The sequence below is a fragment of the Thioflexithrix psekupsensis genome, from assembly GCF_002149925.1.
Lineage (GTDB): Bacteria > Pseudomonadota > Gammaproteobacteria > Beggiatoales > Beggiatoaceae > Thioflexithrix > Thioflexithrix psekupsensis.
This window is the reverse complement of sequence record NZ_MSLT01000023.1, coordinates 873,628-897,816: the sequence shown is the minus strand read 5'-3', so window position 1 is coordinate 897,816 and position 24,189 is coordinate 873,628. Positions and strand designations below refer to the sequence as shown.

The following is a 24,189-nucleotide window of genomic DNA, read 5'->3' as shown; positions in this document are numbered from 1 at the left end:
TTACTTATTACTTTGGGGAAACAACGGCCAATTATCAGTTATCATTGCCTAATGATCAATTTTTTTACTGCAAATGGATTGACCTCGCTTATTCGTCGCTTCTGTAGCGCATGAATTAGCGAGGTCAATAGGCGCGTCATCCGTCACACATTTACAACTGTTGCCAATAATTTTCAGGCATTTCTAAACACATTTTTAACGCCCCAATGCTGCCACAATATTCTGCATCTTGCACACAAGTGGCTTCGCCGCCGCCGTAGGCTTTCAAACTGTTTTCAATCGCAATATCAATGCCTTTGAGACGAGAACCGCCCCTGCAATGATCACGTTATGGCGCAAACGCGCTTGAAAATCAGGATCAAAACCACTAAATTCTGCACGGCTTTGCTGATGGGATCGGTCAGTTGAAGACAACATTCACGCAAAATATCCGTAATTTCGTATTCTTTCGGAATCCCTTGTTCGGTCAAACTCACCACAATCGGATCGCTTTTTTCAGACACATAACCGTATTTTTCTTTAATACGGCGAAGAATTTGCGCGCTTAACTGCACATTGGGATATTTGGCCAACAAGGCTTGGCGTAAGGTGTCGTCTAAGAAATTGCCACCGATATTCAACGTTAATTGATCTTCGGCTTCGGCATTGCGCCGTGCATTCGGCATAAATCCGTTGTCCCCGCGCCAATATCGACGATCAAACATTCGTCAAAACGATCTATGGAATAAGCCACGCTAAACGGTTCACTGACAATCAGCACTTTATTCACAATATTTTTACTGGCTTCAATAATCGCTTTTTTATTGTTAATACTGGCTTGTGCGGGAACACCGATGGCGGCATAGATTAAATCGCCTTTACGGTATTCGGGCAGTACCGTTTCAATCACATGTTTTAACACCAAATGCGTGGCTTCTAAGGCTTTGGGATTGTCAGAAATTACGCCTTGAGATAAAGGCCAAATTAAGTCCAACGCCAAGCGATTTTCTAAAGCTTCATCGCCCAGTAAATAAGGTTTATTAAAGCGTTTTTGCGCGATTACATCTTTGGGATAACCCACACAAGTCCGACTGGTAAAGCGTTTACCGGTCGAAGTGGTAATTGATGTGCGACTCGTTCCCAAATCAATACCCACATGAAAAGTATTAGGCATCATTTTATCCTGTTAATTAAAATGTTTTCTCAAATTAAGATTGTCTTCCACTAAACGTTTCAACATCGCCAATTTAGAAGGACTGGTTGTAGTTTTTGTGTCGGATGAGAAATGGACAGAAGGCTCTGAGTGGGGGGTTGTGGCTGGGGGGACGCTCACAACCGTCACCGCAGGAGGCGTTAATAACGTTTGCACTTGTTCTTTTAATGCTTCAACTTGTTGTGCAAGAGCGTGTTGTTGGGTGGTGAGGCGGGTGTTTTCTTCTTTAGCAAGATGATGTGATTTATAAAACCTTTATTTTGTCAGAATCAGAATTTACAGAATTAAATAATTTTCAAAATTTATTCTTGCAAGTCATTTATTTTAAACAGATTTTTTATTCTTTAATTCTGAAAATCCTAAAATTCTGTAAATTCTGATTCTGACAGAAAAATTTTATGAATGACTTAATTTTGGTATTGTTCTTGCTGTGCCAATTGGCGAATGGCTTTTTTCGATTGCCACAATTGCCACACCAATACACCACCAATCACCACCAACGACGCAGGCATTAACGCGCCACCTAACCACTTTGCCCCAGCGATATGGGTTAAATTGGGTTCAAGCATTTTTTATTCCTCTCTGCTGTGGAAAATAACCGCCGTTTATTCTAAGTAGGCATTCTAAGCAATGAGTGCTTGGGAAACAACCCAACAAGAAGAGAAAAAAAGTAAGTAATAGATTAAAACCGCATCCCAAAACCCGCATAGGCCGCTCGGCCTGATTTGGCTGGTACGGATGAAAATCAAACTGAAAAAGCCCGACTGGGTGGTCGGGCTTTGAGTGATAAGTTAGGGCGAGTGTTTCTTTTCAATTTCGGAACGAAAATAATACCCTAAAATTAAGCCTAGTGGTCCAGAAAATACCCCTGAAATTGTTAGAATTAACTCTTTTGCTTCAGCAGCTTTTCCTTCTAATGTCATAAACAAACTAATGGTTGCTAGAACTACGGAGCCAAACACAAAAACTGAAAACATGAGCATAAAAATTAAAGCAATTAACCCTCTAACATTAGACTCATCCCTAATGACGGTTAATAATCCTACTTGTGATTTTCTAGGCATATGCAATACTAAAAGTTTAGTTCTTATTTTAATGGTATAACAACTCTTTTTGTTCCAACTTGAAGAAAAACATTTTTTGCATTCTCGTCTTCTTTATAAACTGTATAAAGTAGGCTAACTGCTTTTATAACAACATCTTCCCTGGAGTCACCGAAAATTGTAACCATCTCATCAATTACAGCGACTTCATCTGGAGTAAATGTCATTGTCAGTGATCTATTTCCTCCTCCGGTAAGAGGCTGAATTCTACTTTGGTTTTCGTCCTTAGACATGAGTAATTTTTATTTGGTATTTAACGAAATTTTGCCCTAACGACCAAGCTCTCACCAGCGACAGTGGAGCGCAGCGGAATTGCGGTCTGGTGCAGTGCCTTGTTATGTGTTTTTCAACGCATTTGCCACGCTTACTGCAACATGATAGGCAACAGGAGGGGAAACTGAGTTGCCAATTTGACCAAGAACTTGATACACCGCCCCTGCAAATTTCCATGACTCTGGAAATCCTTGAATTAACCCGACATCTTGAACTGACAGTCTAAAGTGCTTATTTTTAGCGGGAAAGGCTGATGCCTTTTCTCTACTCGACTGAATTCCATTAGGCCATATTTGCATATCTCCCCAAGATTTTTGACCCGCTGTGCTATTTAAAATAGATGTTGTATTTCTTTTTCCTGTGAAGGCACTTCTGATAGTCGGGGCTAAATTATCAAACCCGATGCTGTGTAGCCCCAGACAATCCCTAACCCCTTTTGTTTTTCAAGTCCCGTATCAAATAACAAACAATTAGGGTAAGAATCATTTTTTCCTAAATGATCCCAAGTATGCGTGGGGGAGGGAGGGGTAAATTTATTCAATCGTGGTTTATTTCTAAAGCCAACAAAGAAAACTCTTTCTCTAATCTGTGGAACCCCATAATCAGCGGTGTGCATCTTAAATGTAGTTATTGAATAATCTGTCAACTCGTTCAATATATACTTTTTTACAAAGTCATTAAACTTTGGATTAAGTATTCCCAGTACATTTTCTGCTATGAAAACGCGAGGTTTCATCGCATTAACCGCTCTACTGAACTCTCCCCACATGTTTCTTTCATCATCTGCACCTTTTCGTGATCCTGCTACTGAAAACGGTTGGCACGGTGGCCCACCATGAACAATATCTACTTTGTCTTTGTAAATATTCCAATTCACTTTCTCACATCACCTTCGTCTGGGCCACAATATATATTTGTAGATTCAAGATTGGTAGTTAATGTATCTTTACATATCAGTATAAGTTCATAAGAGGCTATGTGTTGGTAGCCTGCTCTAAGAAAGCCTAAATCTAAACCACCGCCACCACTAAACAGACTGATTGCCGTTAAACCATTGGATTCTAATTGAGGCATTAATAAATCAGGGTCAAATCGTGGTTTATTTATTTCATGTATACTATCAATAAGTCCTTCTTCGGCAGAAAGTTTAGATAGGCGTGATTCATGAGATATTTTCCTATTACCATGCTCTTTTTTCATCAGTAATATCATACACTTTTTGATCACCCTTTTTATAAATGGATGTATTGTTTTGATATTGTGTTATTGGCATTTTATAAATCCCTCAAATATTCTCGAACCATAACTCGCAGTTGCTCAGCATGATTAGTGGTGATTTCTGTCCATCCTTCAAAATAACTAGGAGGAATATACCAATTTTTTCAGAGTCGTATAATAATACTTTTCAAATAGGAGAGAATAATGAACAAAAGATATGAAGATTTAGAAGAAGTTAATGTCAACAGGTGAGGCGAGAGAAGTGAAGCGAGCGATGGCAGTAAGAATGTCTTTGCTTGGTTTTGTGCGTGCGGAAGCGGCTTTAGCGTGTTGTGTCAGTGTGCAATTTGTGGATAAATGGAAAGCCATTTATTTAGCGTCAGGGGTGGAAGGATTAAAGTTAGCGTATAAAGGCTCACCAGGGTATTTAAAGCCGCGTGAACGAGAAAATGTGATTAATTGGATACAAGAAAAGAAGACATAACAATAGAGGAACTAAAGAGATACTTAAAAGAGGAGTATGATGTTTTCTATCTTCAAATACTTCTTATACTAAATTATTAGAAGAAGCGAATTTAAGTTATAAGAAGACACACAAAGAGAATTCGGCAAAAGATGAGGTAAAAGTAGAAGCTAAAAAAAAAGAGATTAAGGATTTAATAGATAAGGAGCGTGAACAGATAGAAAGTGGAGAGGTAATGTACTGGATGCAAGACGAAAGCCATCAGTTGTGGGGAGATATTTGTGGTTATGTTTGGTCGAAAAAAGGAGAAAGAACGTCAATAAAGATGAGTAATTATCGCACTTCTCAAACGTGGTATGGAGCGGTGAATATTTATACGGGAGAATTTATTTTAGATAGGGCAAAGAAAGCTGATACAAAATATACGATAGACTTTATTAACTGGCTCATTTACAGATATAAAGAAGCCCGTCATGTGATTATTTGGGATGGTGCAAGTTATCATCGTTCTGAAGGTTTAAGAACTTATTTAGAGAATTAAATGGGGGACTTCCAGAATCAGAATGGAAAGTTCGTTTATTAAGATTTGCGCCCAATGCCCCAGAGCAAAATCCAGTCGAGGATATTTGGCTTCAAGGTAAGAATTGGGTCAGAAAGAATTTTCATCGTCTATCAAGCTTTAAAGAAGTCACTAGTATGTTTGAGACCTTTTTTGTCAGGTAAAGTGTTTAAGTTTAATAAAATTAAACAGTATCTTATACCTAATATCTAGCTAGATATTAGAACTTAATTTGTTTTTATATCTCACATAATTTTGTATAGTTTTTTTAAGAATAAGGCATTAATTGTATTTATTAATGCAGGCATTTTGCGTGGTTTTGTTTGCGCAAGAAGCAAGACGCTGCACTACTGCGCTAATTTTTTCGTCCATTGTCGTGGAACTTGACACATTTAAGATTTGGATGTCATTTAATTCCTCTTTACGTTGGGCAAAAATCTTTTTTTCTTTAAGATGTTTTATTAGCGGATCAAAACCTGTATCTTTGGAAACAATGTGAAAATAACCACTAGGGTCTTTTTGCACCAATTCACCCAGATAAAAAGCAATATGAAAATCCAAAGCATTTGGCCACTTCCACCTATTTTTACATACTCCGCTTTGTTGCCTAACTGCTGAATTTCTACGGCCATTTCAAACGGTATTTTTGTTTGATTAGCACCGACAAAAACGAGCAGCTTAAATACATGCGCATTAAGCAAAGATAAACTTTTCGGCTGCACATTTTCGTAATCAATCAAAATGTAATTATTTCTCAAACTTTTTTCCCTTCAAGCACGACACAATTCGTTACTTCTGGCCAATTTTAGCACTCTAAGATATTTCAAACCAGTCTATATTTTTTGTTAGTCATACTTATTTGGGTGATTTGAAGATTTCATCTTAACATCAGATCACGATATTCATTTAAAAATAACAATCAAATCCCCCTTTAAATTCATTAACCTTTGCCACAAAACTGCTATAATTCGTCTCTAAATCTGCCCCTAAAAACACCGCGTTGTGTGTTTGCGTGGAGTGTACATCAATGAAATATCAAAAATACCGTCTTATAACAACCGTCTTACCTACTGCCCATCTTGAAGCCAATTTACATAGCACATTTGAAAGACAACCAATGACTTAATCGCCAAAGGTTGGCAATTACACGGCCAAGTCTCCGTGTCATTTCATGGTGACTCTGTGTGTTATGCTCAGGGAATGGTGCAACCACCGAATAACATTTTTGTTTTAAGGAATTGATTCTGTGAGTGATTTTGAAGGCCAAATTTGGGCAATGCACGATAACGATGATCTGAGTTTTGTTTGTGTTTACAACGCAATAAAAACAAAGTCGCGTATTAACCGACAAAGGACGCGAACAAAACGTGTCCGAAGACAAGTTGTTATGGCAACATCCCTTGAAAGTCAAAGACAGCAGCGAGTGGCCAAATGCCGTTCGTCGCATTTCTCAAGCGGTGATGGGCATTCGTTCTACCATGGACATTCGCCTATTATGGGAGAGTGCTTTGGAATTGGCGGTGTCAGAAATGGATGATTTGGCCGATTTATATTTCGGTGGTGAAATTGGCACGGAACAATTGGCAGCCATTTGGTTATTATTGGCAGAAGATCGGCTTTATTTTAAGCGTAAATTACGCGCTTGGGAGCCGCGCACCGTTCAGCAACTTGATGAATTGAAACAACAACGCGAACGAGAACAACAGCGCGCTAAAGAAAAAGAATTAGCCCGCGATTGGTTAAAACAATCCATCCGCGCGGAATCTCTCACTTTACCCAGCGAATTAAATGCTTTTGCCGACCGCTTAGACGCTTGGTTATTGCGCGGTGATAATGACAAATTCATTGAAGAATTAATCGATCCCGTCGCCGAACAAGCCAAGCAAACTCCCCGTGAATTTGTTTTTGATATTTTACAAAAATTACGCCGTTTGCCCGACAATGCGGATCGAGATGTGATCATCGCCGGGCTAAAACCTGAATTTTCTCAAGTCGTACAAGAAGCCTGCGCCACCGTTCAATTGTGGCAGCCCGCGCCACAACAAACGATTACGCCGTTATTATGTAGTATTGATGATGAGGACACGCGAGAAGTCGATGATGCCCTCAGTATTCAACGTGACGGGGATCGTTGGTTGGTTCAAATTGCCATCGCTGATCCTGCTACGTTAATTCACAATGGTGATGTGTTGGATCGGGAAGCCATGCGACGCGGTACGACAGTTTATCTGCCCACGCAAACCGTTTTAATGATTCCTGAGCGAATTTCCTGCGATTTAGCCAGTCTTAATCCCAATGTGGTGCGATCTTCGATTGTTTTGCGCATTACGCTAGATGACGATGCGACGGTGTTAGATTGTCAAATTAGCCGTGAAGCCATTGAAGTGCGTTATCGTTTGCATTACACCGATGTGGATCATTACTTGAGTGACACCGCTACGCCAGAAGACCATGATTGGGTGATGCCATTGCGGCAACTGTTTGATGTAGCAAAAAAATTACAAGATAAACGGGTGGCCGCGGGCGCGTTTAATCTACAGCGTCCTGAATATAAAATCAGTATTTCTCCCGATGATCACATTGAAGTGACTCTATTGGATCGAGATTCTCCCAGTCGATTGTTGGTGGCGGAAATGATGATTCTTGCCAACCATCTTGCGGCCAGTTATGCCAGTCGCTGTCAAGTGCCGTTTATTTACCGCGTACAAGAGCCGCCGACAGAAACGATTACGCCAGAAGTGTTAGCCGAGCCATTGGGTTTTTATAAAGTAATCAAATGGTTAAAACCATCGACGTTATCTTTACATCCCGGCCAGCACAGTGGATTAGGTTTATCGGTTTATTCTCAATTAAGTTCGCCCTTGCGTCGTTTTGCCGATTTGGTGATGCAACGACAATTGTTAGCGCATTTATTGGGCGAAACCTTGCCTTACGATCAAGAAGAACTGCTAAAAGTATTAAGCACCGCTGAACGCACCGCCCGCGAAGCCAAACAAGCAGAATCCGATGCGAAACGACGCTGGTTTATCGAATATTTGAACCGAGAATGGCAAAATCGTCCCTTAGAAGCCTTACTGATTAGCCCAGTGCGCGGCGGTTACAAGGTTGAATTGCGGCCGTGGGGCGTGGAGGCCTTTTTAGGCAGCAGCGATGCTGCATCTTTGCCGCCTTTGGGCAGTGTGGTGACAGTGTTACTTGATAAAGCGAAGGTGAAAACGGGGCAAATTCGGTTAAGAGTGGGATAGACAATATAAAATACAAAAAAATTTATGTTTGTATTGGCTTTTAAAAGGCTTAGGTTTAGAATGACGCTTATTCTTTGGCTGAAGCGAAGAGTCTGAAGTTTATCGTGCAGGGACATAATAATGTATTATGTTTCTGCATTTTTTTTGTCTTGTCATCATTGGGAAATGCGGTGAATGTAAAGAAACACAAATTGTATAAATTCAAATGAAAATGACCACATTGTGACAACAGCCGTTAAGCACGAAAAAAAAACGAAAAACAATAAAAAAGCAATATCGTTACTATCAGTGGATTATTTTACGTGTTATAATCAGCCACCGCTTGCGGCTATAAACGGAGTTTGTCTTTCATTTATGCAGGCGGTCAAAAGGTTCAGCGAAGGCTCTGTCCAAACACGAGCCGTACGCCACGCCAAATCACTAGGAGGGATGGATGGAGAATATCAGGGAAGATTCTCTAACAATCAAGGATTTAGTTGCACACGATAATGAAGACTAAACCGCTTGCTGGATAAGTCGTGTGTAATGCCCCGCGAAACGAATCGCGTTTGAGACGTAATTGCTGTTGTTTCAAGTGGTTTAAGTATTGCCATTATAAGACAAAAAGAGCGCGGTGCTTTACACCGCGCCAAACCACCAAAGGAAGGCGGAGGAGACTCGTTGTAATCGTCTGCTTGCTGAGAAGACGCAGACCATTACAGCGTAACCGAAAAAGGCGCGGCGTTTTGTACCGCGCCAAACCACCAAAGGAGGATGGAGGAGACTGTTGCGTTTTTTCCGTCACGGCGTTGACTGGCTACTCGCTGGAGCGTTCCGCGTACATAAGCTGTTTTTGCCTGACTTTGTGACCGTTTAGTATTAAAAATGGTACGGTCGCTGTTGCTTGTTCTTAAAAAGGCGCGGCGTTTTGTACCGCGCCAAACCACCAAAGGAGGATGGAGGAGACTGTTGCGTTTTTTCCGTCATGGCGTTGACTGGCTACTCGCTGGAGCGTTCCGCGTACATAAGCTGTTCTGCCCGACTTTATCACCGTTTAACATTAAGGTCTTTTTTTGAAAGACGGCCTTAACGACACGGTCATTGCTGCTTGTTCTTAAAAAGGCGCGGCGTTTTGTACCGCGCCAAACCACCAAAGGAGGATGGAGGAGACTGTCTTACTAAGTGTTTCAATCCCATGTCATGCGGACTGAAAAAAAATACACTCTAGCGTTTAAAATTCGGTTTTGTTGTGCTTGTTTGCGTTTTGTGCAATGCAACATCATGGAGATAAAGTTAAACCATTCACGTGCAGTTGTCAAGCACTGTTTTTAATTTTTTGCAAAAAAGTTGAGAAATTTAGAAGACACCCGACACATTAAGCGTCAATGGGTTGAATAGATTAGATATTTTCTACATTCCTCTGGTGGCAACGACGGTTATCCTAGTAAAATACCGTTTTGCGCGTCAACTGTTATCTGTACCACATTCCAGACAACACCTCATTTCGACTGCTTATTGTAAAATAAAATGTTTATTTTCGCAATATTTTCATCTTTTGTAAAAACAGCTTATTTTCTCTCTTACGATAATGCGTCACAAAAATTCTCTGTCCACTTTAGCACATCCCTCTGATTTGCCTAACTTTCACATGCAAAATGATGACCAGTGTACTTGTCAAGGCGTGTGGACTTTGGACACGATTGCGCCTTTAGAAAAAATTCTGCGCCATTTCAGTCAACATGCTTCGCAAGAAAAAATTACGGTAGATGGTTCAGGCATTATTCGCTTGGACAGCGCGGGAGCGTGGCTGCTGCACCGCACCCGTATGGATTTAGAGGCGCGAGGCCGTCAAGTGCAGTGGCAGGGTTTTAGCGCAGCACAGCAGACTTTATTGGATAATTTAAAGAATTATGACATTGCGCCTGTTGTTTCTTCCGTTTCTACGGGGGTGTGTACTGATGTGGGTTATCATACAGTGGCTTTGGGGCGTGAAGTGGTGAGTTTTCTCGCTTTTTTAGGCGAAAATACGGCCGTGGCCTTGCGCATTCTCATCCAACCGTCACGAATTCGTTGGCGCGAGGTGATGAGCAATGTGTATCATTCTGGGGTTACGGCTTTGCCTATTGTGGGATTAATGTCATTTTTAATTGGGGTGGTGATCGCTTATCAAGGCGGGGTACAGTTAAAATTGTATGGCGCGAATATTTTAGTGGCTGATTTGGTGGGAATCACTTTATTGCGGGAATTGGCTCCGTTGTTGACGGCGATCATTATTGCGGGGCGAAGTGGTTCTGCTTATACGGCGCAAATTGGCACGATGGTGGTGACTGAGGAAGTGGATGCGTTGCGCACTATTGGTATTTCGCCTTTGGAATTATTGGTTTTTCCCAAGGTCATGGCGTTGGTGGTGATGCTGCCTTTACTCACTGCGTATGCTGATGTCATGGGGATTTTGGGCGGCATGGTGATTGCGTTTTTAACGTTGGAAGTGGGATTTGCTGAATTTTTAGATCGGTTACAGCAAACGGTTACAATCACCACTTATTTGGTGGGAGTGGGCAAAGCTCCCGTATTTGCGGTGATTATTGCTTTAGTGGGTTGTTATCACGGTTTTCAAGCCAGTGGTAGCGCGGATAGTGTGGGACAAAAAGTCACCACAAGCGTAGTGCAAGCAATTTTTTTAGTGATTGTTTCCGATGCGGTATTTGCTATTTTATTTGGCTGGGTGGGGATTTAAGTGCCTAAACGAAAATAATCTGGAATATCGGCATTTCTACCGCCTCACACTCCTCCTGCTAAGAGGGCGTGAGCTTGTTTTTCATTAAAATTTAACAAAACAACCCCATCTCTTTCTCCCTCCTAGCGGGAGGGAGTAGGGGGCGGTAGAAAAGTAAACATTCTGAGCTGAATATTTTTATTTACGACTTACAGTTAATTTTTCCACTCCATTTTCTGTTCCCATTAACAACACATCCGCAGGACGATGAGCGAATAAACCATTAGTGACCACACCGGTGATTTGATTTAATTGCGTTTCTAATTCGCAGGGATTGAGAATATTGAGATGATGCACATCTAAAATCATATTGCCATTATCTGTTACAAAACCTTCTCGCCAAAATGGATTGCCACCCAATTTCACCAACTCTCGCGCCACATAACTACGCGCCATCGGAATCACTTCAATGGGTAAAGGAAATTGTCCTAAAACATCCACCAATTTACTGTCATCAATGACGCAAATAAATTGACGACTGACCGCTGCGACAATTTTTTCACGAGTCAACGCGCCACCACCGCCCTTAATCAAATGCAAATGGCGCGTAGCCTCATCCGCGCCATCAACGTAAACACCAATGTCATCCACCGCATGAATATCTAATACGGCAATGCCTCTTTCTTTCAACCGATTCGCCGTTGCCACCGAGCTGGCAACAGCCCCATCAATGCGGTGCTTAATACCAGCAAGCGCATCCACAAAATAATTCGCTGTACTTCCAGTCCCTACCCCCACCACCATACCCGATTCAACATAATCCAGAGCCGCTTTGGCAACCGCTTGTTTTTTTTCATCTTGCGTTAATAACACCTTATCTCACTCCAATGGTTAGTTTTAGAAAAAACAGTATAAAACATCCTCTTTAACTTTGGAATAAAAAGAATAATATCTTGATTATAAAAGATGATTAGCCGTGAATTAATTTAATTTGTCATGAGCAGAAAACGGCTGATGATCGAGAAAACTTTATGTTATGATTGTTGCAAAGCCTTTAACTTACTACAACTGAGAATTGAATTATGATTACTGTTAAAGAATTGATGCGTGACAATGTGTACAGTTTGCGTCCTACCGACACAGTCCTTGATGCACGTCGTTTAATGGTCGAAAAACAAATTAGACACATCCCTATTGTGGATATACACAATAAATTTTTAGGATTAATTACCAAACACGATATTCTCGCGCTATCGGTTTCCACATTGTCTGATATTGATGCGGTGGAGCGGGCGGAAATAGAGTCAACCATTCTGTTATCCGAAGTCATGAAAACCAATGTGGTGGTGGCGGAGTTGGACACCAATTTACTGACAGCGGGACATTTTCTATTAGCACAAGGACATGGATGTTTACCTGTTTTTGATGGGGAGCATTTATGTGGGATATTGACGGAGAGTGATTTTGTGCGTTTAGCGGTGTATTTATTGGAGAAAATGACCCATACGGAAACAGATAGCCACCACTAATCCCTACTTTTTTCAAAACACAAATTGTATTTTTCATTTTAAGAGGATTAAAAACTTGCTTTTGCCTGTGATTTGCCCTAGAATGTGCGCTTAGGTTTGGAGAGGTGGCTGAGCGGCTGAAAGCGGCGGTCTTGAAAACCGTTGAAGGCTAGTACCCTTCCGTGGGTTCGAATCCCACCCTCTCCACCACATCTTCTCCCCCTCCTCTTTTTCCCTGATTTCCTCGCACTCAACTACAAATCAAGTCCTTGATGTTCATGATGTTTTCCTGTCACCGCAGCGCGAATGTGACGTACGCCCAGCGCGGCCAACAATGCCACCACAGGAATCGCAACCCCCACCGCCAGATTGGGATCAATTGCCCAGCCTAAAGTTTTCAGACTTTTAGCGATGTAACCAATTAAACTCACACTGTAATAAGTGATCGCCACCACAGACAAGCCTTCCACCGTTTCTTGTAAACGCAATTGTAATTGCGCCCGTTTATCCATCGAAGCCAGTAAGGCTTGATTATCGCGTTGTCGTTGAATATCCACCCGCGTTCCCAACAATTGACTGGTGCGATTAACCCGTTTTGACAACAATTCTTGACGGTGCGCCGCCGATTCGCAAGTGTCCATCGCGGGGGCCAAACGCCGATCCACAAACTCGCGGAAAGTCTGCATCCCTTGAATTCGCGTTTCGCGCAATTCTTCAATACGCCGATTTACCAGCGCGTAATAAGCCCGACTGGCAGTAAAACGATAAGTACTTTTTGATAAAGAATCTTCAATGCGAGCGGCTAATTGCGTTAATTGTTCTAATAATAATTCATCGCCTTGCGTTTTCTCAGCCACCGCTTGCGTTAATTGGCGTAATTGTTCATCAGATTTATTTAAAGTCGGGCTTAATTGGCGCGCAATCGGTAACGCTAATAAAGCCATCATGCGATAAATTTCAATTTCAAATAATCGCTGCATCATGCGTCCGGATTGCCGACTGGTTAAACCGCGGTCAATAACCAGAAAACGACTACAGCCATCCCCATGCAAATGAAAATCCGTAAAAGCACTGGCCGCACCATCCCCAATATCCGCACCAATCAAGTAATAATCGTCAAACCACGCTGAAACCTGTTGAATATCCACAGAATAATTTAAACAAACCAAATGCGCAGCCACCATCACTTGTCCGGGCAATTGTTGCAACCATTCTGTCGGCACCTGTTCCAACACAGAATGCGCAAAAGGATGTCCTTCAATATTTTCCTGCTGAATAAACATATAAGAAGTAAATTCTGAATGTCGCTCCCATTTTAAGCGAAACGCGCCTAAATTCGCCACCCAATGAATGGTGTCTTTAGGGGGTAAGGGTTGTTGATAATGCTCGCATAATTGCACCAATAATTCATATTCACGTTCCCGATATGAATCGGCAAATAAAGCCAAATAAGAAGCCCGCGAAGGCGAAGCAATGGACTGATAAGGACGTGCATGAACTTCATCATTTAATCGTTGCCGTTGCTGATGATTGGGGGGAAGAGATAACACAATAACTCCTTTTTATTTCTCGGATTATTTCTCAGACATTCTGGTGTGCTGTAATTGTTGTAATTGCGTCAACCATAGTGTGACGGCTTGGCTTAATTGTTGTTGTTCATGAAAACTCAAAGAATCAGGATCAAAACGATAACGCTGATGTAATTCTAATAAAGGTTGAATCGGTGGCAATTTTAAATCCGTTTGTTGTAAACGTTGCAACCATTGCGGTAAAGTTTCTCCCGCTTGTCGAATATAACCCAAATCCTGCAAATAATGCACAATTTTAAAAAAAGCCGAATCAATCCCTTGATGCGAATAATTGACTTTAATGGTGGATTTCTTCAGCCGTTTTTGTTTAATTCTTTCCTTAATAAATAACCGCCACATTAAAGCGATAATTAAGGGAATTAATAGCCACAATAATAAGTCACTGACTTTTTTAGAATCATCCCATCGCCATAACGAAAAACGATGATATAACCACGACCAAACATCATAAAGTGGCTGCCACCACGCCGCCCGCTCGGCTTCTTTTTCCAACCACACCGCCGGCGTGGTATCAATTTCCTGCCAATGCCCATCAACATACACCAAACCCCACGCATGAGCATGACGTTTACGCACTAAATACGCCTTTTCTAACTCGCTATATTCCTCCACCGCAAAGCCCGTGGCATAACGCGCCGGCAACCCCGCTGCCCGCAATAATAACACCGTAGCCGTAGCAAAATATTCACAATGCCCCGCTTTTTTATGAAACAAAAAATTACGCAACGGAGTCATATTTGCGCTATAAGTGGGCGCGCTAAGTAATAAGGAATAATAAAAATGATTAGAAAAATAAGCATTAATCGTTTTAATAATCTCTTCGGGCGATTTTTCTTTTAATGCCAATTGCGCCACCAATTCATTAAAAACAGCTTGTTCATCTTCAGGCACTTTAAAATCTTCCGCCGAGGGTGAACTGTCGATCAAATTTTGATGCGTGTGATAATGGGCTTGGTAATGAATTAAACCAGGACCACGCGCCACTTTTACCGCCCCAAAATCATTAATCATTAAATCAGGCAATAACAAATTATCCAACATAAAACTGCCCAAAGGTAAAGCCAACATTCCTGTACCACGTGGTAAATACATGGAAATATCCGCTCGTTTTGTATAGCGATGATAGGCATTTAAAGAAGCATGATTGACTTGCGTTAATAACCAGCGAGAATCTTGTTGAGAAACAGGCACTAAATCTTTAAAATTCGCCGTTTGTGCCTGCCAACTGCCGCGATAATAACTGTTATAAGTCGCTTCACGTAAAAGACCGGGTTGATCTTGATAAACCCGTAATAAAATTCTATCCGACTGTTTTAATTCCCCAATATCTCCAATTGCCGTATTTTGTCGATAAGGATCACGCGAACGCCATAATAAATCTTGAAACCAATTAATAATCATCGTTTCAATTTGATTTTGCAAACGATATAAACCCACATGCCCTAAATAACCAAAAGTAAAACCTAAAATTAACACTAATAACCAAGTGGCCAAACGATAATGACGCGGGCGAATAGTCCACAATGCCCAAGCTGTTAATAAAAAAATACCGAGAAAAAAATAATTCGTTTGCCCCGCACTGGCCGCCAACAAGCATAAAACAAAATAAGGATAACCCAAATGAATGCGCTTAATGGCGGGATTATTCGGCTCATTTTTTTCTATCCCGCTGCTATCGGATTGATAATGACGCAAAGATAAAAAAATACTGCTTAACCGAATTGAACCTTGTTGGCTATAAAGTTGCGTTATCATCAAAATAAAAAAGATAATCGGCATCCAACTCAACAAGATAAATAAACCTTGAATAGAATTCCGATTAAATAAATAAATCGTTGTGCCTAGCCATAATAATGACGTTAAATCCATCAAACGGTTAAAATCTTTATCCGACAAATCCCAACGCCATTCAGTCCAACGCGGCAATTCAATCAGAATAGCCATAATAATCGCATAAGGCAATAAATCCGTTTGCCATCCCCAAAAGAGTAAAGTTGCTCCTAATAATCCCAAAGGTGGTGCAATTAAAATAGTTTGATTCATACCGTTAAAGCCGCTAATTCAGAAGCCAATTGTTCACTATTCAATACTTTAACCCCAACGGATTGCGCATCGGCATCACTTTCTGGGTCTTGACTTAAAATTACCGCTAAAAATTGAATATTTTTAGCACGCAACCATTGAATAAAAGAACGCCGTTGTTCATCCCAATTCAACAATACACAAATACAAGCACTCAACGAGTGCAAATGTTGATTTAATAACGGATAAAGATGTTCTAAATTGGGTTCTTTGGACATTTCGACACAAGCCAATATTTCCAATAACTTAGACACAGGGGCCAGACCGCGTCCCGAAGTAAAACAATGCGCCTCCGAACCCACAAACATTAAATCTAATAAAATCTCATGGCTTCTCGGCGCGCAAGCAAAAGAAGCTGCAATCGATACCGCTTGCTCAAATCTTGGCTCATAATAATAATCATTAAAAGTATCTAAAATAAGCGCATGGCGCACAAAAAATTCATCTTGATATTCTTTAACCACAGGCTTACCCAAACGGGCAAAACTGCGCCAATGAATATGACGTAAAGGATCACCGGGACGATATTCGCGTAATGACATAAATTCCTCCGCATCTCCTACGGACATGGCCAAATTAACACCCCCTTTTTGATACTTACGCGAGCCTGAGAAATTTAAGGGAGGAATCGGATAACGATAAGGCAAAACTAACAACCGCTCTGGCAGTGAGAAAAAATGCAAAGCATTAAATAAACCCAAAGGATCAGTACGCGCTAATTTCAGCCGATCAAAATGAATAAAACCACGTCGTAATGGAAGAATGCGCAAACTCACCGCTAAAGTCCCTTTAGGCGGTAATGGAGGCAATAATTTGGGTTCAACGTTAGCCCCACGATTTAAGGAAATTAACCATAACCAACGCGGATAACCCACATAATTATCAAACCAATTTTGTCGCCATTGATTTTTTTCCCGAATTTGGCTAAATTGGGCGAAAGTGGGCGGGTTTTGTTTAATTTGCTCGGATAACAGCAAACCTTGTTGTAAAGATGAAGTGTGATTGGTTAATAATACCCGATAATCAAATGGTTCACCGACGGTTAAAAAACGTGGTAATTCTCGTTGTGCGGTGAGTTTTAATCGGGAAAACCAACTGCCCAATATGGCCAGTAATAATAAAGCCAGTAATAAGGAAAATAATTGATAAGCAAATGTTTGTCGCGTATCCACGCCAAAAACACTCGCCGCCACCAATCCCCCTAATACTAATTTTCCCGCTAAAGTAAAACGTTGGCGCACCCAAATATCGATGGCAAAAATTAATCTAAAATTATGAAATAAAAACCGTCGCATGTGAGCCATTCCAAAGATAAAGAAATATTCAGTGTAACATTAACAACCGATGAAACAAAATCACCTTGCCGAGTTTTATTTTTACCCGATGATGTTACCGTTAATGATACTTATTTTGTCATTTCGGGGGGGATTTGCGGCCGATTTTCCGCGCCAGATTCAAGATGCCAGTGGGCAGATATTTACGCTTTCGGCCGCGCCACAACGCATTATTTCTCAAACCCTAGCCACCGATGAATTATTGCTGCATTTGGTCGCTTTAGAACGAATTATTGCTGTGAGCGAATTGGCACGAGATAAGAAATATAGCAATATCGCGCATCGCCGTGATTTACCGCCTGCCATTCCGTCTAATCCTGAATTGATTTTAACCTTAAAACCCGATCTGATTCTAGTCGCCCATTACAGCCGTGCCGAAACAGTGATTTTATTGCAGAAAAGTGGCGCATTCGTGTTTCAGTTTAAACAATTCTCACAAATAGAAGATATAGAAAATAATATTCGTCTATTAGGTCAATTATTAGCGGTAGAAACGTCAGCAGAACAACTCATTCTCGCCATGAGACAGCGTTTGGCTTTGATAGAAACAAAACGCCCTCATCATCATTCACCATTACGGGTGATCATTCGGGATCAATCTTATATTATTGGTGGAGACACATTATTAGATCATTTATTAACTCGTTTAGGTGCGATTAATATTGCCCGTGAACAAGGTATTATTGGTTATCAATCACTCAGCGAAGAAGCCTTGTTACTGTGGCAACCTGATGTTTTTATTGAATTAACTTTGACTGATAATCCTGATGATTTAAAACAACAAATCAAGCAACACGCTGTTTTTTCTCACTTATCGGCAATAAAAAATAATCGCTTTTATCCCTTACCCAGTTCACAATTGTCTAGTGTCTCTCATTATATTGTAAATGGTTTCGCACAATTAGCAGCCGCCCTCTATTCTATTCCTATCACAGATGACATGATCTTTCATGATAAACCCTGATTCTCTTTTTAAACCGATGTGGGATTTTTTAACCGCACAAAACCAGTGGCATATTGTCGATTTACCCGATTGGTTATTAAGCGTAAAAGGTAAAAGTGACACGGTATTAAATTCGTTATTATTACAACATCATTTTGGCTGTCAAATTCGTGCCTTGCATATTATTAATCGCAAAGCAGAAGTGATTTTAATTATGGCTTATCCTTTAAATGCCGCACATATTCCTGTTTTAGCGGTAGAATATGTGGCGTTTCAGGGTCAGCCTTACGTTGCAGTGACTGATTTACAATGGGTTAATTCTAATGCAAGATTAGTGCAGCAATTAACAGATACTTTACAAGAAAGTTATCAATATTATTCACAACAATTATCGTTAGAACAAACGATTCCTGATTGGGCGTGTTATTTTTCTCCCATTTGTCTCTATAGCCGACCGAAACAACCCAGCGAATTAGCCGCATTAATTGCCGCATTTGAAACCTATTGGCAACAGTGGACAAACCATTTTCTCTGTCACGAAACGGGTCAAATAACAGCCGCTAAAGAATTACAATTATACCAACAACACCATATTCAGCATTCACCGGGTAAACCTTTTATGAATACGATATTTGGTCAAGCATGGACTGAACGCTACATGCAGACTTTTATTTATAGCTGTGAAAATAATTTTTTATAAATCAATGACTTAAAAATATTGCGCCACGCCATTAACCGCATAAGGCGACATTTCCCCGCGTAAAGTTTGTTGTAAACGTTGCCAATTTCGGGGTTCATCGGCACGCGGCCGCTCTTCGTGCCACAAATGCACAACGGGAACAGCAAACCGACCGCTTTTATGACCGATGCCCACGGCCATTAATCGCACCGCTAAATCCGCATCTTCAAAACCCCAGCCCGTAAACGTTTCATCAAAACCATTGATCGCCAGAAAATCACCACGCCACACGCCTAAATTACACGTGCGCACGCCTTTCCACCGCCGTGGATGCAGTTTGCGCCAAAATCCATCGGGTAAACGCAGCAAAGGCAACAAACGATTCACGCCTTTTTTACGCCAAATCGCCCCCCACATTGACCACGACCATTCGACGGGAGAAGGCAATTTTCCCGTCAAACACGCTTGCGTAGGCGCAGAATCCAACAACAAGCGACTCCCCGCAACAAACCAACCCCCACGCGCCAAAGCCCAATGTCGCGCCACAAAATCAGGAAAAACCACACAATCCCCATCCACAAATAACAAATATTCTCCCCGCGCCCGCGCCGCCGCACGATTACGACTGGCCGCCGCACGGAAACCTTCATCCGCCTGCCAACTGTGAAATAAGTTAAACGGTAACACTCGATCTTGCCATTGTTGAATCAACCATGTCGTATCTTCCGTAGAACCATCGTCAGCAATAATCACTTCAAATGCAGGCGCATTTTTTTGACCGACAAAGGAAAATAATACCATCTCCAACGCATCAGGACGATTATACGTTGTGATAATGACACTGATTTTGACTGGACGGGGATCATGATTCATCAGAACGTCTCAAGGGAGAAGAAGCGGGTAAAGACCAATGTTGTTGTTTTTCATAGGCTTTGGCGTAGCGGTAAAACGTGCCTTCAAAATTCCCCAACGCAATCACAAATCCCGCCCAACCGTCTAAAAATCCCGCTTTAAACACATAATGCTTAGTAAATGCCCATAAGCCATGACGCAAGGCCATCCCCATCGTCACTTGACGTTGTTGTAAACGCACCGCGCCCAAATCGGAATAACGATTGGCTTTACGAATTACCTCGTGAAAATTCTCAAAAGGCATTTGCCAAATAGCTTGCTGTAATTGTCCCACAGGTAATTGACTGTGACTCACAAAACCTTCATGTACCGCGTCCAAAGAGTAAGACATCGCACCACGTCGAAATAATTGCGGTTGTCGAAAATTCGGATACCAACCTGAATGACGAATCCAACGCCCCATGAAAAAATTACGACGAGGCACTAAATATAATTCATGCGGCGGTGTATCATTGGCGATCACCGTTAAAATTTCCTCACGCACTTCGGCTGTACACCGTTCATCACAATCAAGGCTAAAAATCCATTCTCCCGCACACGCAGCAAGGGCAGCGTTGCGCAATTCACCGAATCCTGAAAATGGCACTTGCACCACGGTTGCGCCCAATTGTTGCGCGATGTCTGCGGTATTATCGGTGCTGAAGGAATCCACCACCACCACTTCATCTGCCCACAACACACTTTCAATGGCTGCTTTAATTTTACGGGCTTCATTAAAAGCAATTAAATAAGCCGATATTTTTACCGTCATCAATACTCCCCACAACAATTGTAAAAATGGATCAGGGTCGGCATCATTTCTGCTTAATCAAAAAATGACCGTTTTTCGCCGTTTTCCACGTGCCAACCAAAAATTATCACAACATCCGTACTCTGCAAGGCAACTTGACATGTTAGACCTAAAAATTGACTCACGAGGTCAAACGATTCTCTCTGGCACCCTCAGTCATTTGGTGATCACCGCCAATGATCGGCACGGCTTAGAACAATTTAATCTCGCCAATAGTAATTCGCTGCACTGTCCTTATGCGGGATTTCATCCTTTTACCGAACGCGATAGTTTACATTTTTTCGGTCAAACCGCGTTAATCCAGCAATTGTGGAAAAAAATCCAAAAATGGCACACCCCCAATCGCACACGTTTTTTATCACTGATTGGGCCGAGTGGCAGTGGTAAAAGTTCAGTGATTCGTGCGGGTTTAATTCCAGAATTGGCGCGGCGGCCGCTTGAACAATGGCGTTATTTGCGTGTTCTCATCATGCAACCGGGCAGTCAACCGCTGGCGACTTTGAATCATCTGTTGAATCAAGCCACCACTCCGCGTCCCCTTGATCCGATAAAAATAACACAAGCTGATGATTTACTTAATTATTTACCAAAATTACTTGATGCGTACACCGAACAAGTGATTTTATATGTGGATCAGTGGGAGCAGTTGTATCACTCTCAACAAGACCCCGTGGCCACCACTTTATTTATCAACAGTTTATTACATGCCGCCAGTGCGGCACACAGTCGTTTTTCGGTCATTATCACACTAGACAGCGAGGCTTTGGCGCGGCTGCAACACCATGCGTTATTGTATCAAACTTGTATCCAAAACGCGGTATTGATGACTCCCTTATCGCTCCAAGACGTACATCAAGCGATCACTGCGCCTGTAAAAAATACAGAATTTGCATGGGAAGCGGTAATGGTGAGGCATTTTATCAATGAATATAAAATGCGATTATGCACCTTAGCAGAATTACAATTTACCCTCAGTCAACTGTGGCAACGGCGACAAAAAAATCCCCATCAGGCGATGGATGATCTCACGCTGACCCATATTGGTGGCAGTAAAGCGATCATTGAACGCAGCTTACAACAACACTACGATCAGCTCACGACCGAAGAACAAGCGCGTTTTTGGCGGATTATCAGTCAATTAATGCGTTTAGATGAACAAGGACAGCCCACTTATCCTGTTTTACGTTTAAGCCAATTGTGCTATGGAATGGATCGGCAAGTGGATATTTTTCTGCTGTTGCAACGTTTACATCGAGAGGATTGGCAATTGATCCGTTTGGTGAGTGAACAGCCCGAATTAAGTGTACAAATCAGTCGGCCGATATTCTTTGATCAATGGCCGCTGCTGCGTCGTTGGCAACAGCAACAACAACAATGTTTACTGTTGCGTCAAGTGGTGGCCTACGATGCGCAGCAATGGGAGCGGAGTCAACGCGCTCCGGGTTATCTGTGGACAACAGGACGCTTGGCGTTATTGGCAGAATTTCCGCAGCAGTATCGCCAGCACATCAAAGCCGCACAAGAAAGTTTTTTAGAAGCCTCACAAATAAGACAACATCGTTTTAAAAAAATGCGTTTGCTATTGTGGGCGGGCATAGGGGTCTTATTGTTTGGATTAGTGGGAGAAATTTATCATTTAACTTTAAAAATAGAAACTTTATACGTGGCACAAAGTGAATTAAATCGTTATTCGGACACTTTAAAACAGGACAGAGATTTTGCATTTGAACGGGCATTTCAAGCCCAACTGGCGACGCAAACCTTACAAGAAGAATTACAAAAAGCCCGCCATGAAACCCAAAAATTATGGCAAGACCAGCAAGAAGCCCAACGTACTTTAGATGAATTACTAGAGTCGCGTTTGAACCAACGCAAACCATCGGCTCAAGTATTGGCGCGGCAGTGCGCAACGTATTGCACACCAGAGATGTTGAGCGCGACGGAAAGTAAAATAAATCGTCAGTCGCAAACCGCTAAACCTTAGCATTTTTGTCAGTGTCCTTCTCGCTCCCACGCGCCAGCATGGGAGTGTGTCATTTTTTAAGTGCCTTTCAACTCAAGAAATCACTCGCGGTTCTTGTTCTGCATCGGAGAACAATGCGCCTGTACTGCATACGCGCACGCAGGCTTGACAAAAAGTACACGTTCCTGCTTCCAGATTGAGAAAAGGACGGCCGCGCTTATCTTTTTCCAATACGCCTTCGGGACATGCCCGCACACAATCACCACAATGGGCGCATTTTTGTAAAAAATCATCGGCTGCCCACGGTGGGCGCAGGGGTTCAGCCGTGCGACGACGAGCGGCGCGTGGTAAGGAATGGGTGGCGATTGTCATGGGAGACTCCCCCGCTTGATAGCGTGTTATTGTTATGTTTGGTGTAACATTAGATCATGGTAAAATTAGCATTTTACTCTTTGCTAATGTAGCAGAAAGTCAGCCCACGTCAAGATCGAAATAACCCGCTAAATAATAAGGAGAATAAGCCATGAGTGAAGGCAGTTGTGGCAATGAACCGTTTGCATTGCGTGTATTAGGTGACAGTATGTCGCCTGAATTTGAAGAAGGACATATTATTATTATTGACCCTGATGGCAGAGCTGTTTCAGGGGCTTATGTCTTGGCGCAGATGAATGGCGAATATATCTTTCGACAATTGCACATTGAAAATGACCGTTATTATTTAAAACCGCTTAATGCAAATTATCCCACTTTAGAAATTAGTGGATTTTCTGATATTCACGGGGTCATTGTTCAACGTGCAGGCCGTCGTCGATCCGAACGTAAGCATTATGATTAATACTTAATAAGCTCCTTTTGCTTTCAACACCGCAGGAATGGTTTTTAATAACAAGATAATATCGTAAAAAAACGACTGATTAGCGATATAATGCAAATCCATTTCTACTTGTTGTTTAAAAGGAATATCCGAACGTCCCGACACTTGCCAAACGCAAGTAATCCCAGGCTTTACCGCTAAACGTTGCCGCTCGTAAGGCGTATATTGGGCGACTTCTCGCGGCAATGGCGGACGCGGCCCAACCAAAGACATATCCCCAATAAACACATTCCACAATTGTGGCATTTCATCAATTGAAAACTTACGAATAAATCCCCCCACTCGCGTAATTCTAGGGTCTCGTTTCATTTTAAAATTCACATTATCCGCGATTTCATTTTGCTGTTTTAACGTAGCTAAACGTTGTTCTGCATCAATACACATGGAGCGAAATTTCCACATCAAAAACAATCGCCCATGTCGTCCCACTCGTTTTTGCGCAAAAAAGGCAGGTCCCGACGAATCTAAACGGATAATTAAAATCGTTAATAACCCCGGTATCAGTAAAATAAGCAATAATAAACCTGAAACAAGTACATCAAAAGAGCGTTTTACTAAGGGGCCAAACGTGCGGGTTCTCATCCATGCCAAACGTTGTTGTAATAGGCGAATGCGTCGTGCATATTGATTGTGTTTTACGGCTGATAATTCGGACATGATAAATCTCCTAATGCAAAGATATTGTTTTTTGAAATAAATGATCAATCTATTATTAAGCAGAAATGTAAATGGTCAGATCATTAAACTCAAGTTCACATCATAGACAT

25 protein-coding genes, 1 tRNA gene and 1 pseudogene are annotated in these 24,189 nt (G+C 41.7%); 10 read left to right on the top strand and 17 right to left on the bottom strand.

The annotated features are described in order from the left end of the window. Positions 1 to 323 precede the first annotated feature (323 nt). From TPSD3_RS16465 to TPSD3_RS18190, 8 genes are all read right to left on the bottom strand, one after another. On the bottom strand, positions 324 to 665 hold the full coding sequence (locus TPSD3_RS16465; protein ID WP_086489607.1) for a hypothetical protein: 342 nt from the start codon (positions 663 to 665) through the stop codon (positions 324 to 326). After that, positions 623 to 1,156 (bottom strand): rod shape-determining protein, encoded by a 534-nt coding sequence (locus tag TPSD3_RS16460; protein WP_086489606.1) that lies wholly within the window; start codon positions 1,154 to 1,156, stop codon positions 623 to 625. The genes TPSD3_RS16465 and TPSD3_RS16460 overlap by 43 nt, the downstream gene beginning before the upstream one ends. A gap of 443 nt (positions 1,157 to 1,599) precedes the next feature. Next, positions 1,600 to 1,761 (bottom strand): heme exporter protein CcmD, encoded by a 162-nt coding sequence (locus tag TPSD3_RS17355; RefSeq protein ID WP_140048440.1) that lies wholly within the window; start codon positions 1,759 to 1,761, stop codon positions 1,600 to 1,602. Positions 1,762 to 1,983: 222 nt separating this feature from the next. Then, complete coding sequence (locus tag TPSD3_RS16455) at positions 1,984 to 2,256, bottom strand: hypothetical protein (RefSeq protein WP_140048439.1); 273 nt, start codon at positions 2,254 to 2,256, stop codon at positions 1,984 to 1,986. 23 nt (positions 2,257 to 2,279) lie between these two features. After that, positions 2,280 to 2,528 (bottom strand): hypothetical protein, encoded by a 249-nt coding sequence (locus TPSD3_RS16450; protein WP_140048438.1) that lies wholly within the window; start codon positions 2,526 to 2,528, stop codon positions 2,280 to 2,282. 102 nt (positions 2,529 to 2,630) lie between these two features. Then, positions 2,631 to 2,906 carry a DNA cytosine methyltransferase gene (locus TPSD3_RS17840; RefSeq protein WP_280938435.1) on the bottom strand — a complete coding sequence of 92 codons (276 nt, stop codon included), beginning with the start codon at positions 2,904 to 2,906 and terminating at the stop codon, positions 2,631 to 2,633. A gap of 47 nt (positions 2,907 to 2,953) precedes the next feature. Next, positions 2,954 to 3,445, bottom strand: a complete 492-nt coding sequence (locus TPSD3_RS17835; protein ID WP_217884484.1) for a DNA cytosine methyltransferase — start codon at positions 3,443 to 3,445, stop codon at positions 2,954 to 2,956. Next, positions 3,442 to 3,780 carry a DNA cytosine methyltransferase gene (locus tag TPSD3_RS18190; protein ID WP_217884483.1) on the bottom strand — a complete coding sequence of 113 codons (339 nt, stop codon included), beginning with the start codon at positions 3,778 to 3,780 and terminating at the stop codon, positions 3,442 to 3,444. The genes TPSD3_RS17835 and TPSD3_RS18190 overlap by 4 nt, the downstream gene beginning before the upstream one ends. 244 nt (positions 3,781 to 4,024) lie before the next feature. On the opposite strand from TPSD3_RS18190, the gene TPSD3_RS16440 reads away from it, so the two are divergent. Both TPSD3_RS16440 and TPSD3_RS16435 read left to right on the top strand, forming a co-directional pair. Then, positions 4,025 to 4,270, top strand: coding sequence for a helix-turn-helix domain-containing protein (locus TPSD3_RS16440; RefSeq protein ID WP_140048593.1), 246 nt, complete (start codon positions 4,025 to 4,027; stop codon positions 4,268 to 4,270). A 223-nt stretch (positions 4,271 to 4,493) separates the two neighbouring features. Next, on the top strand, positions 4,494 to 4,790 hold the full coding sequence (locus TPSD3_RS16435) for a transposase (protein WP_176329915.1): 297 nt from the start codon (positions 4,494 to 4,496) through the stop codon (positions 4,788 to 4,790). Positions 4,791 to 5,090: 300 nt separating this feature from the next. Here the strand turns inward: TPSD3_RS16435 and TPSD3_RS18420 are convergent. Continuing rightward, positions 5,091 to 5,530, bottom strand: a pseudogene (locus TPSD3_RS18420) (PIN domain-containing protein). Between the two features lie 645 nt (positions 5,531 to 6,175). On the opposite strand from TPSD3_RS18420, the gene TPSD3_RS16425 reads away from it, so the two are divergent. Further along, entirely contained in the window at positions 6,176 to 8,053 is a 1,878-nt protein-coding gene (locus tag TPSD3_RS16425; protein ID WP_086489602.1) for a ribonuclease catalytic domain-containing protein, read from the top strand. A 1,567-nt stretch (positions 8,054 to 9,620) separates the two neighbouring features. Next, positions 9,621 to 10,769, top strand: coding sequence for an ABC transporter permease (locus TPSD3_RS16420; protein WP_217884482.1), 1,149 nt, complete (start codon positions 9,621 to 9,623; stop codon positions 10,767 to 10,769). 177 nt (positions 10,770 to 10,946) lie between these two features. Here TPSD3_RS16420 and rpiA read toward each other — a convergent pair whose 3' ends face one another. Then, on the bottom strand, positions 10,947 to 11,621 hold the full coding sequence (gene rpiA / locus TPSD3_RS16415; protein ID WP_086489601.1) for a ribose-5-phosphate isomerase RpiA: 675 nt from the start codon (positions 11,619 to 11,621) through the stop codon (positions 10,947 to 10,949). A 209-nt stretch (positions 11,622 to 11,830) separates the two neighbouring features. Here rpiA and TPSD3_RS16410 point away from each other — a divergent pair, with 209 nt between their 5' ends. Then, positions 11,831 to 12,277, top strand: a complete 447-nt coding sequence (locus tag TPSD3_RS16410; RefSeq protein ID WP_086489600.1) for a CBS domain-containing protein — start codon at positions 11,831 to 11,833, stop codon at positions 12,275 to 12,277. A 98-nt stretch (positions 12,278 to 12,375) separates the two neighbouring features. Beyond that, positions 12,376 to 12,466: transfer RNA gene (locus TPSD3_RS16405), tRNA-Ser, on the top strand. Positions 12,467 to 12,510: 44 nt separating this feature from the next. Here TPSD3_RS16405 and TPSD3_RS16400 read toward each other — a convergent pair. From TPSD3_RS16400 to TPSD3_RS16390, 3 genes are read right to left on the bottom strand one after another with little or no spacing between them, the layout of a single operon-like run. Beyond that, positions 12,511 to 13,806 (bottom strand): DUF3422 family protein, encoded by a 1,296-nt coding sequence (locus tag TPSD3_RS16400; RefSeq protein ID WP_217884481.1) that lies wholly within the window; start codon positions 13,804 to 13,806, stop codon positions 12,511 to 12,513. A gap of 24 nt (positions 13,807 to 13,830) precedes the next feature. Further along, positions 13,831 to 15,888 (bottom strand): transglutaminase-like domain-containing protein, encoded by a 2,058-nt coding sequence (locus TPSD3_RS16395; RefSeq protein ID WP_086489598.1) that lies wholly within the window; start codon positions 15,886 to 15,888, stop codon positions 13,831 to 13,833. Then, positions 15,885 to 17,222, bottom strand: coding sequence for a DUF58 domain-containing protein (locus tag TPSD3_RS16390; protein ID WP_176329914.1), 1,338 nt, complete (start codon positions 17,220 to 17,222; stop codon positions 15,885 to 15,887). The genes TPSD3_RS16395 and TPSD3_RS16390 overlap by 4 nt, the downstream gene beginning before the upstream one ends. Positions 17,223 to 17,325: 103 nt before the next feature. On the opposite strand from TPSD3_RS16390, the gene TPSD3_RS16385 reads away from it, so the two are divergent. Continuing rightward, on the top strand, positions 17,326 to 18,225 hold the full coding sequence (locus TPSD3_RS16385; protein ID WP_176329913.1) for an ABC transporter substrate-binding protein: 900 nt from the start codon (positions 17,326 to 17,328) through the stop codon (positions 18,223 to 18,225). Continuing rightward, positions 18,212 to 18,904, top strand: coding sequence for a hypothetical protein (locus tag TPSD3_RS16380; RefSeq protein WP_086489595.1), 693 nt, complete (start codon positions 18,212 to 18,214; stop codon positions 18,902 to 18,904). Before TPSD3_RS16385 ends, TPSD3_RS16380 begins: the two co-directional genes overlap by 14 nt. Before the next feature lie 9 nt (positions 18,905 to 18,913). On the opposite strand, the gene TPSD3_RS16375 is transcribed toward TPSD3_RS16380, so the two are convergent. Continuing rightward, a complete protein-coding gene (locus TPSD3_RS16375) occupies positions 18,914 to 19,756 on the bottom strand; it encodes a glycosyltransferase (RefSeq protein WP_217884480.1) in 843 nt (280 codons plus the stop codon). Further along, the gene (locus TPSD3_RS16370; RefSeq protein ID WP_086489594.1) at positions 19,746 to 20,546 is read right to left on the bottom strand and encodes a glycosyltransferase family 2 protein; all 801 of its coding nucleotides are present in this window, start codon (positions 20,544 to 20,546) and stop codon (positions 19,746 to 19,748) included. The genes TPSD3_RS16375 and TPSD3_RS16370 overlap by 11 nt, the downstream gene beginning before the upstream one ends. Before the next feature lie 139 nt (positions 20,547 to 20,685). Here TPSD3_RS16370 and TPSD3_RS16365 point away from each other — a divergent pair, with 139 nt between their 5' ends. Continuing rightward, a complete protein-coding gene (locus TPSD3_RS16365; protein ID WP_086489593.1) occupies positions 20,686 to 22,569 on the top strand; it encodes an nSTAND1 domain-containing NTPase in 1,884 nt (627 codons plus the stop codon). Between the two features lie 72 nt (positions 22,570 to 22,641). Here TPSD3_RS16365 and TPSD3_RS16360 read toward each other — a convergent pair whose 3' ends face one another. Then, entirely contained in the window at positions 22,642 to 22,920 is a 279-nt protein-coding gene (locus TPSD3_RS16360; RefSeq protein WP_086489592.1) for a 4Fe-4S dicluster domain-containing protein, read from the bottom strand. 151 nt (positions 22,921 to 23,071) lie between these two features. Between TPSD3_RS16360 and TPSD3_RS16355 the strand changes: the two genes are divergently transcribed. Further along, positions 23,072 to 23,383 carry a S24 family peptidase gene (locus TPSD3_RS16355; protein ID WP_086489591.1) on the top strand — a complete coding sequence of 104 codons (312 nt, stop codon included), beginning with the start codon at positions 23,072 to 23,074 and terminating at the stop codon, positions 23,381 to 23,383. 3 nt (positions 23,384 to 23,386) lie between these two features. On the opposite strand, the gene TPSD3_RS16350 is transcribed toward TPSD3_RS16355, so the two are convergent. Continuing rightward, positions 23,387 to 24,079, bottom strand: a complete 693-nt coding sequence (locus TPSD3_RS16350; RefSeq protein WP_086489590.1) for a sugar transferase — start codon at positions 24,077 to 24,079, stop codon at positions 23,387 to 23,389. Positions 24,080 to 24,189 lie beyond the last annotated feature (110 nt).

Coding starts and splice junctions, on each gene's coding strand:
- TPSD3_RS18190 (WP_217884483.1), bottom strand. CDS start 3,780: ATGATATTACTGATGAAAAAAGAGCATGGTAATAGGAAAATATCTCAT.
- TPSD3_RS16395 (WP_086489598.1), bottom strand. CDS start 15,888: ATGAATCAAACTATTTTAATTGCACCACCTTTGGGATTATTAGGAGCA.
- TPSD3_RS16460 (WP_086489606.1), bottom strand. CDS start 1,156: ATGATGCCTAATACTTTTCATGTGGGTATTGATTTGGGAACGAGTCGC.
- TPSD3_RS16375 (WP_217884480.1), bottom strand. CDS start 19,756: ATGAATCATGATCCCCGTCCAGTCAAAATCAGTGTCATTATCACAACG.
- TPSD3_RS16450 (WP_140048438.1), bottom strand. CDS start 2,528: ATGTCTAAGGACGAAAACCAAAGTAGAATTCAGCCTCTTACCGGAGGA.
- TPSD3_RS16410 (WP_086489600.1), top strand. CDS start 11,831: ATGATTACTGTTAAAGAATTGATGCGTGACAATGTGTACAGTTTGCGT.
- TPSD3_RS16370 (WP_086489594.1), bottom strand. CDS start 20,546: ATGACGGTAAAAATATCGGCTTATTTAATTGCTTTTAATGAAGCCCGT.
- TPSD3_RS16350 (WP_086489590.1), bottom strand. CDS start 24,079: ATGTCCGAATTATCAGCCGTAAAACACAATCAATATGCACGACGCATT.
- TPSD3_RS16420 (WP_217884482.1), top strand. CDS start 9,621: ATGCGTCACAAAAATTCTCTGTCCACTTTAGCACATCCCTCTGATTTG.
- TPSD3_RS16365 (WP_086489593.1), top strand. CDS start 20,686: ATGTTAGACCTAAAAATTGACTCACGAGGTCAAACGATTCTCTCTGGC.
- TPSD3_RS16360 (WP_086489592.1), bottom strand. CDS start 22,920: ATGACAATCGCCACCCATTCCTTACCACGCGCCGCTCGTCGTCGCACG.
- TPSD3_RS16355 (WP_086489591.1), top strand. CDS start 23,072: ATGAGTGAAGGCAGTTGTGGCAATGAACCGTTTGCATTGCGTGTATTA.
- TPSD3_RS16390 (WP_176329914.1), bottom strand. CDS start 17,222: ATGCGACGGTTTTTATTTCATAATTTTAGATTAATTTTTGCCATCGAT.
- TPSD3_RS16385 (WP_176329913.1), top strand. CDS start 17,326: ATGATACTTATTTTGTCATTTCGGGGGGGATTTGCGGCCGATTTTCCG.
- TPSD3_RS16440 (WP_140048593.1), top strand. CDS start 4,025: ATGTCAACAGGTGAGGCGAGAGAAGTGAAGCGAGCGATGGCAGTAAGA.
- TPSD3_RS16435 (WP_176329915.1), top strand. CDS start 4,494: ATGCAAGACGAAAGCCATCAGTTGTGGGGAGATATTTGTGGTTATGTT.
- TPSD3_RS16455 (WP_140048439.1), bottom strand. CDS start 2,256: ATGCCTAGAAAATCACAAGTAGGATTATTAACCGTCATTAGGGATGAG.
- TPSD3_RS16380 (WP_086489595.1), top strand. CDS start 18,212: ATGATAAACCCTGATTCTCTTTTTAAACCGATGTGGGATTTTTTAACC.
- TPSD3_RS17355 (WP_140048440.1), bottom strand. CDS start 1,761: ATGCTTGAACCCAATTTAACCCATATCGCTGGGGCAAAGTGGTTAGGT.
- TPSD3_RS16465 (WP_086489607.1), bottom strand. CDS start 665: ATGCCGAATGCACGGCGCAATGCCGAAGCCGAAGATCAATTAACGTTG.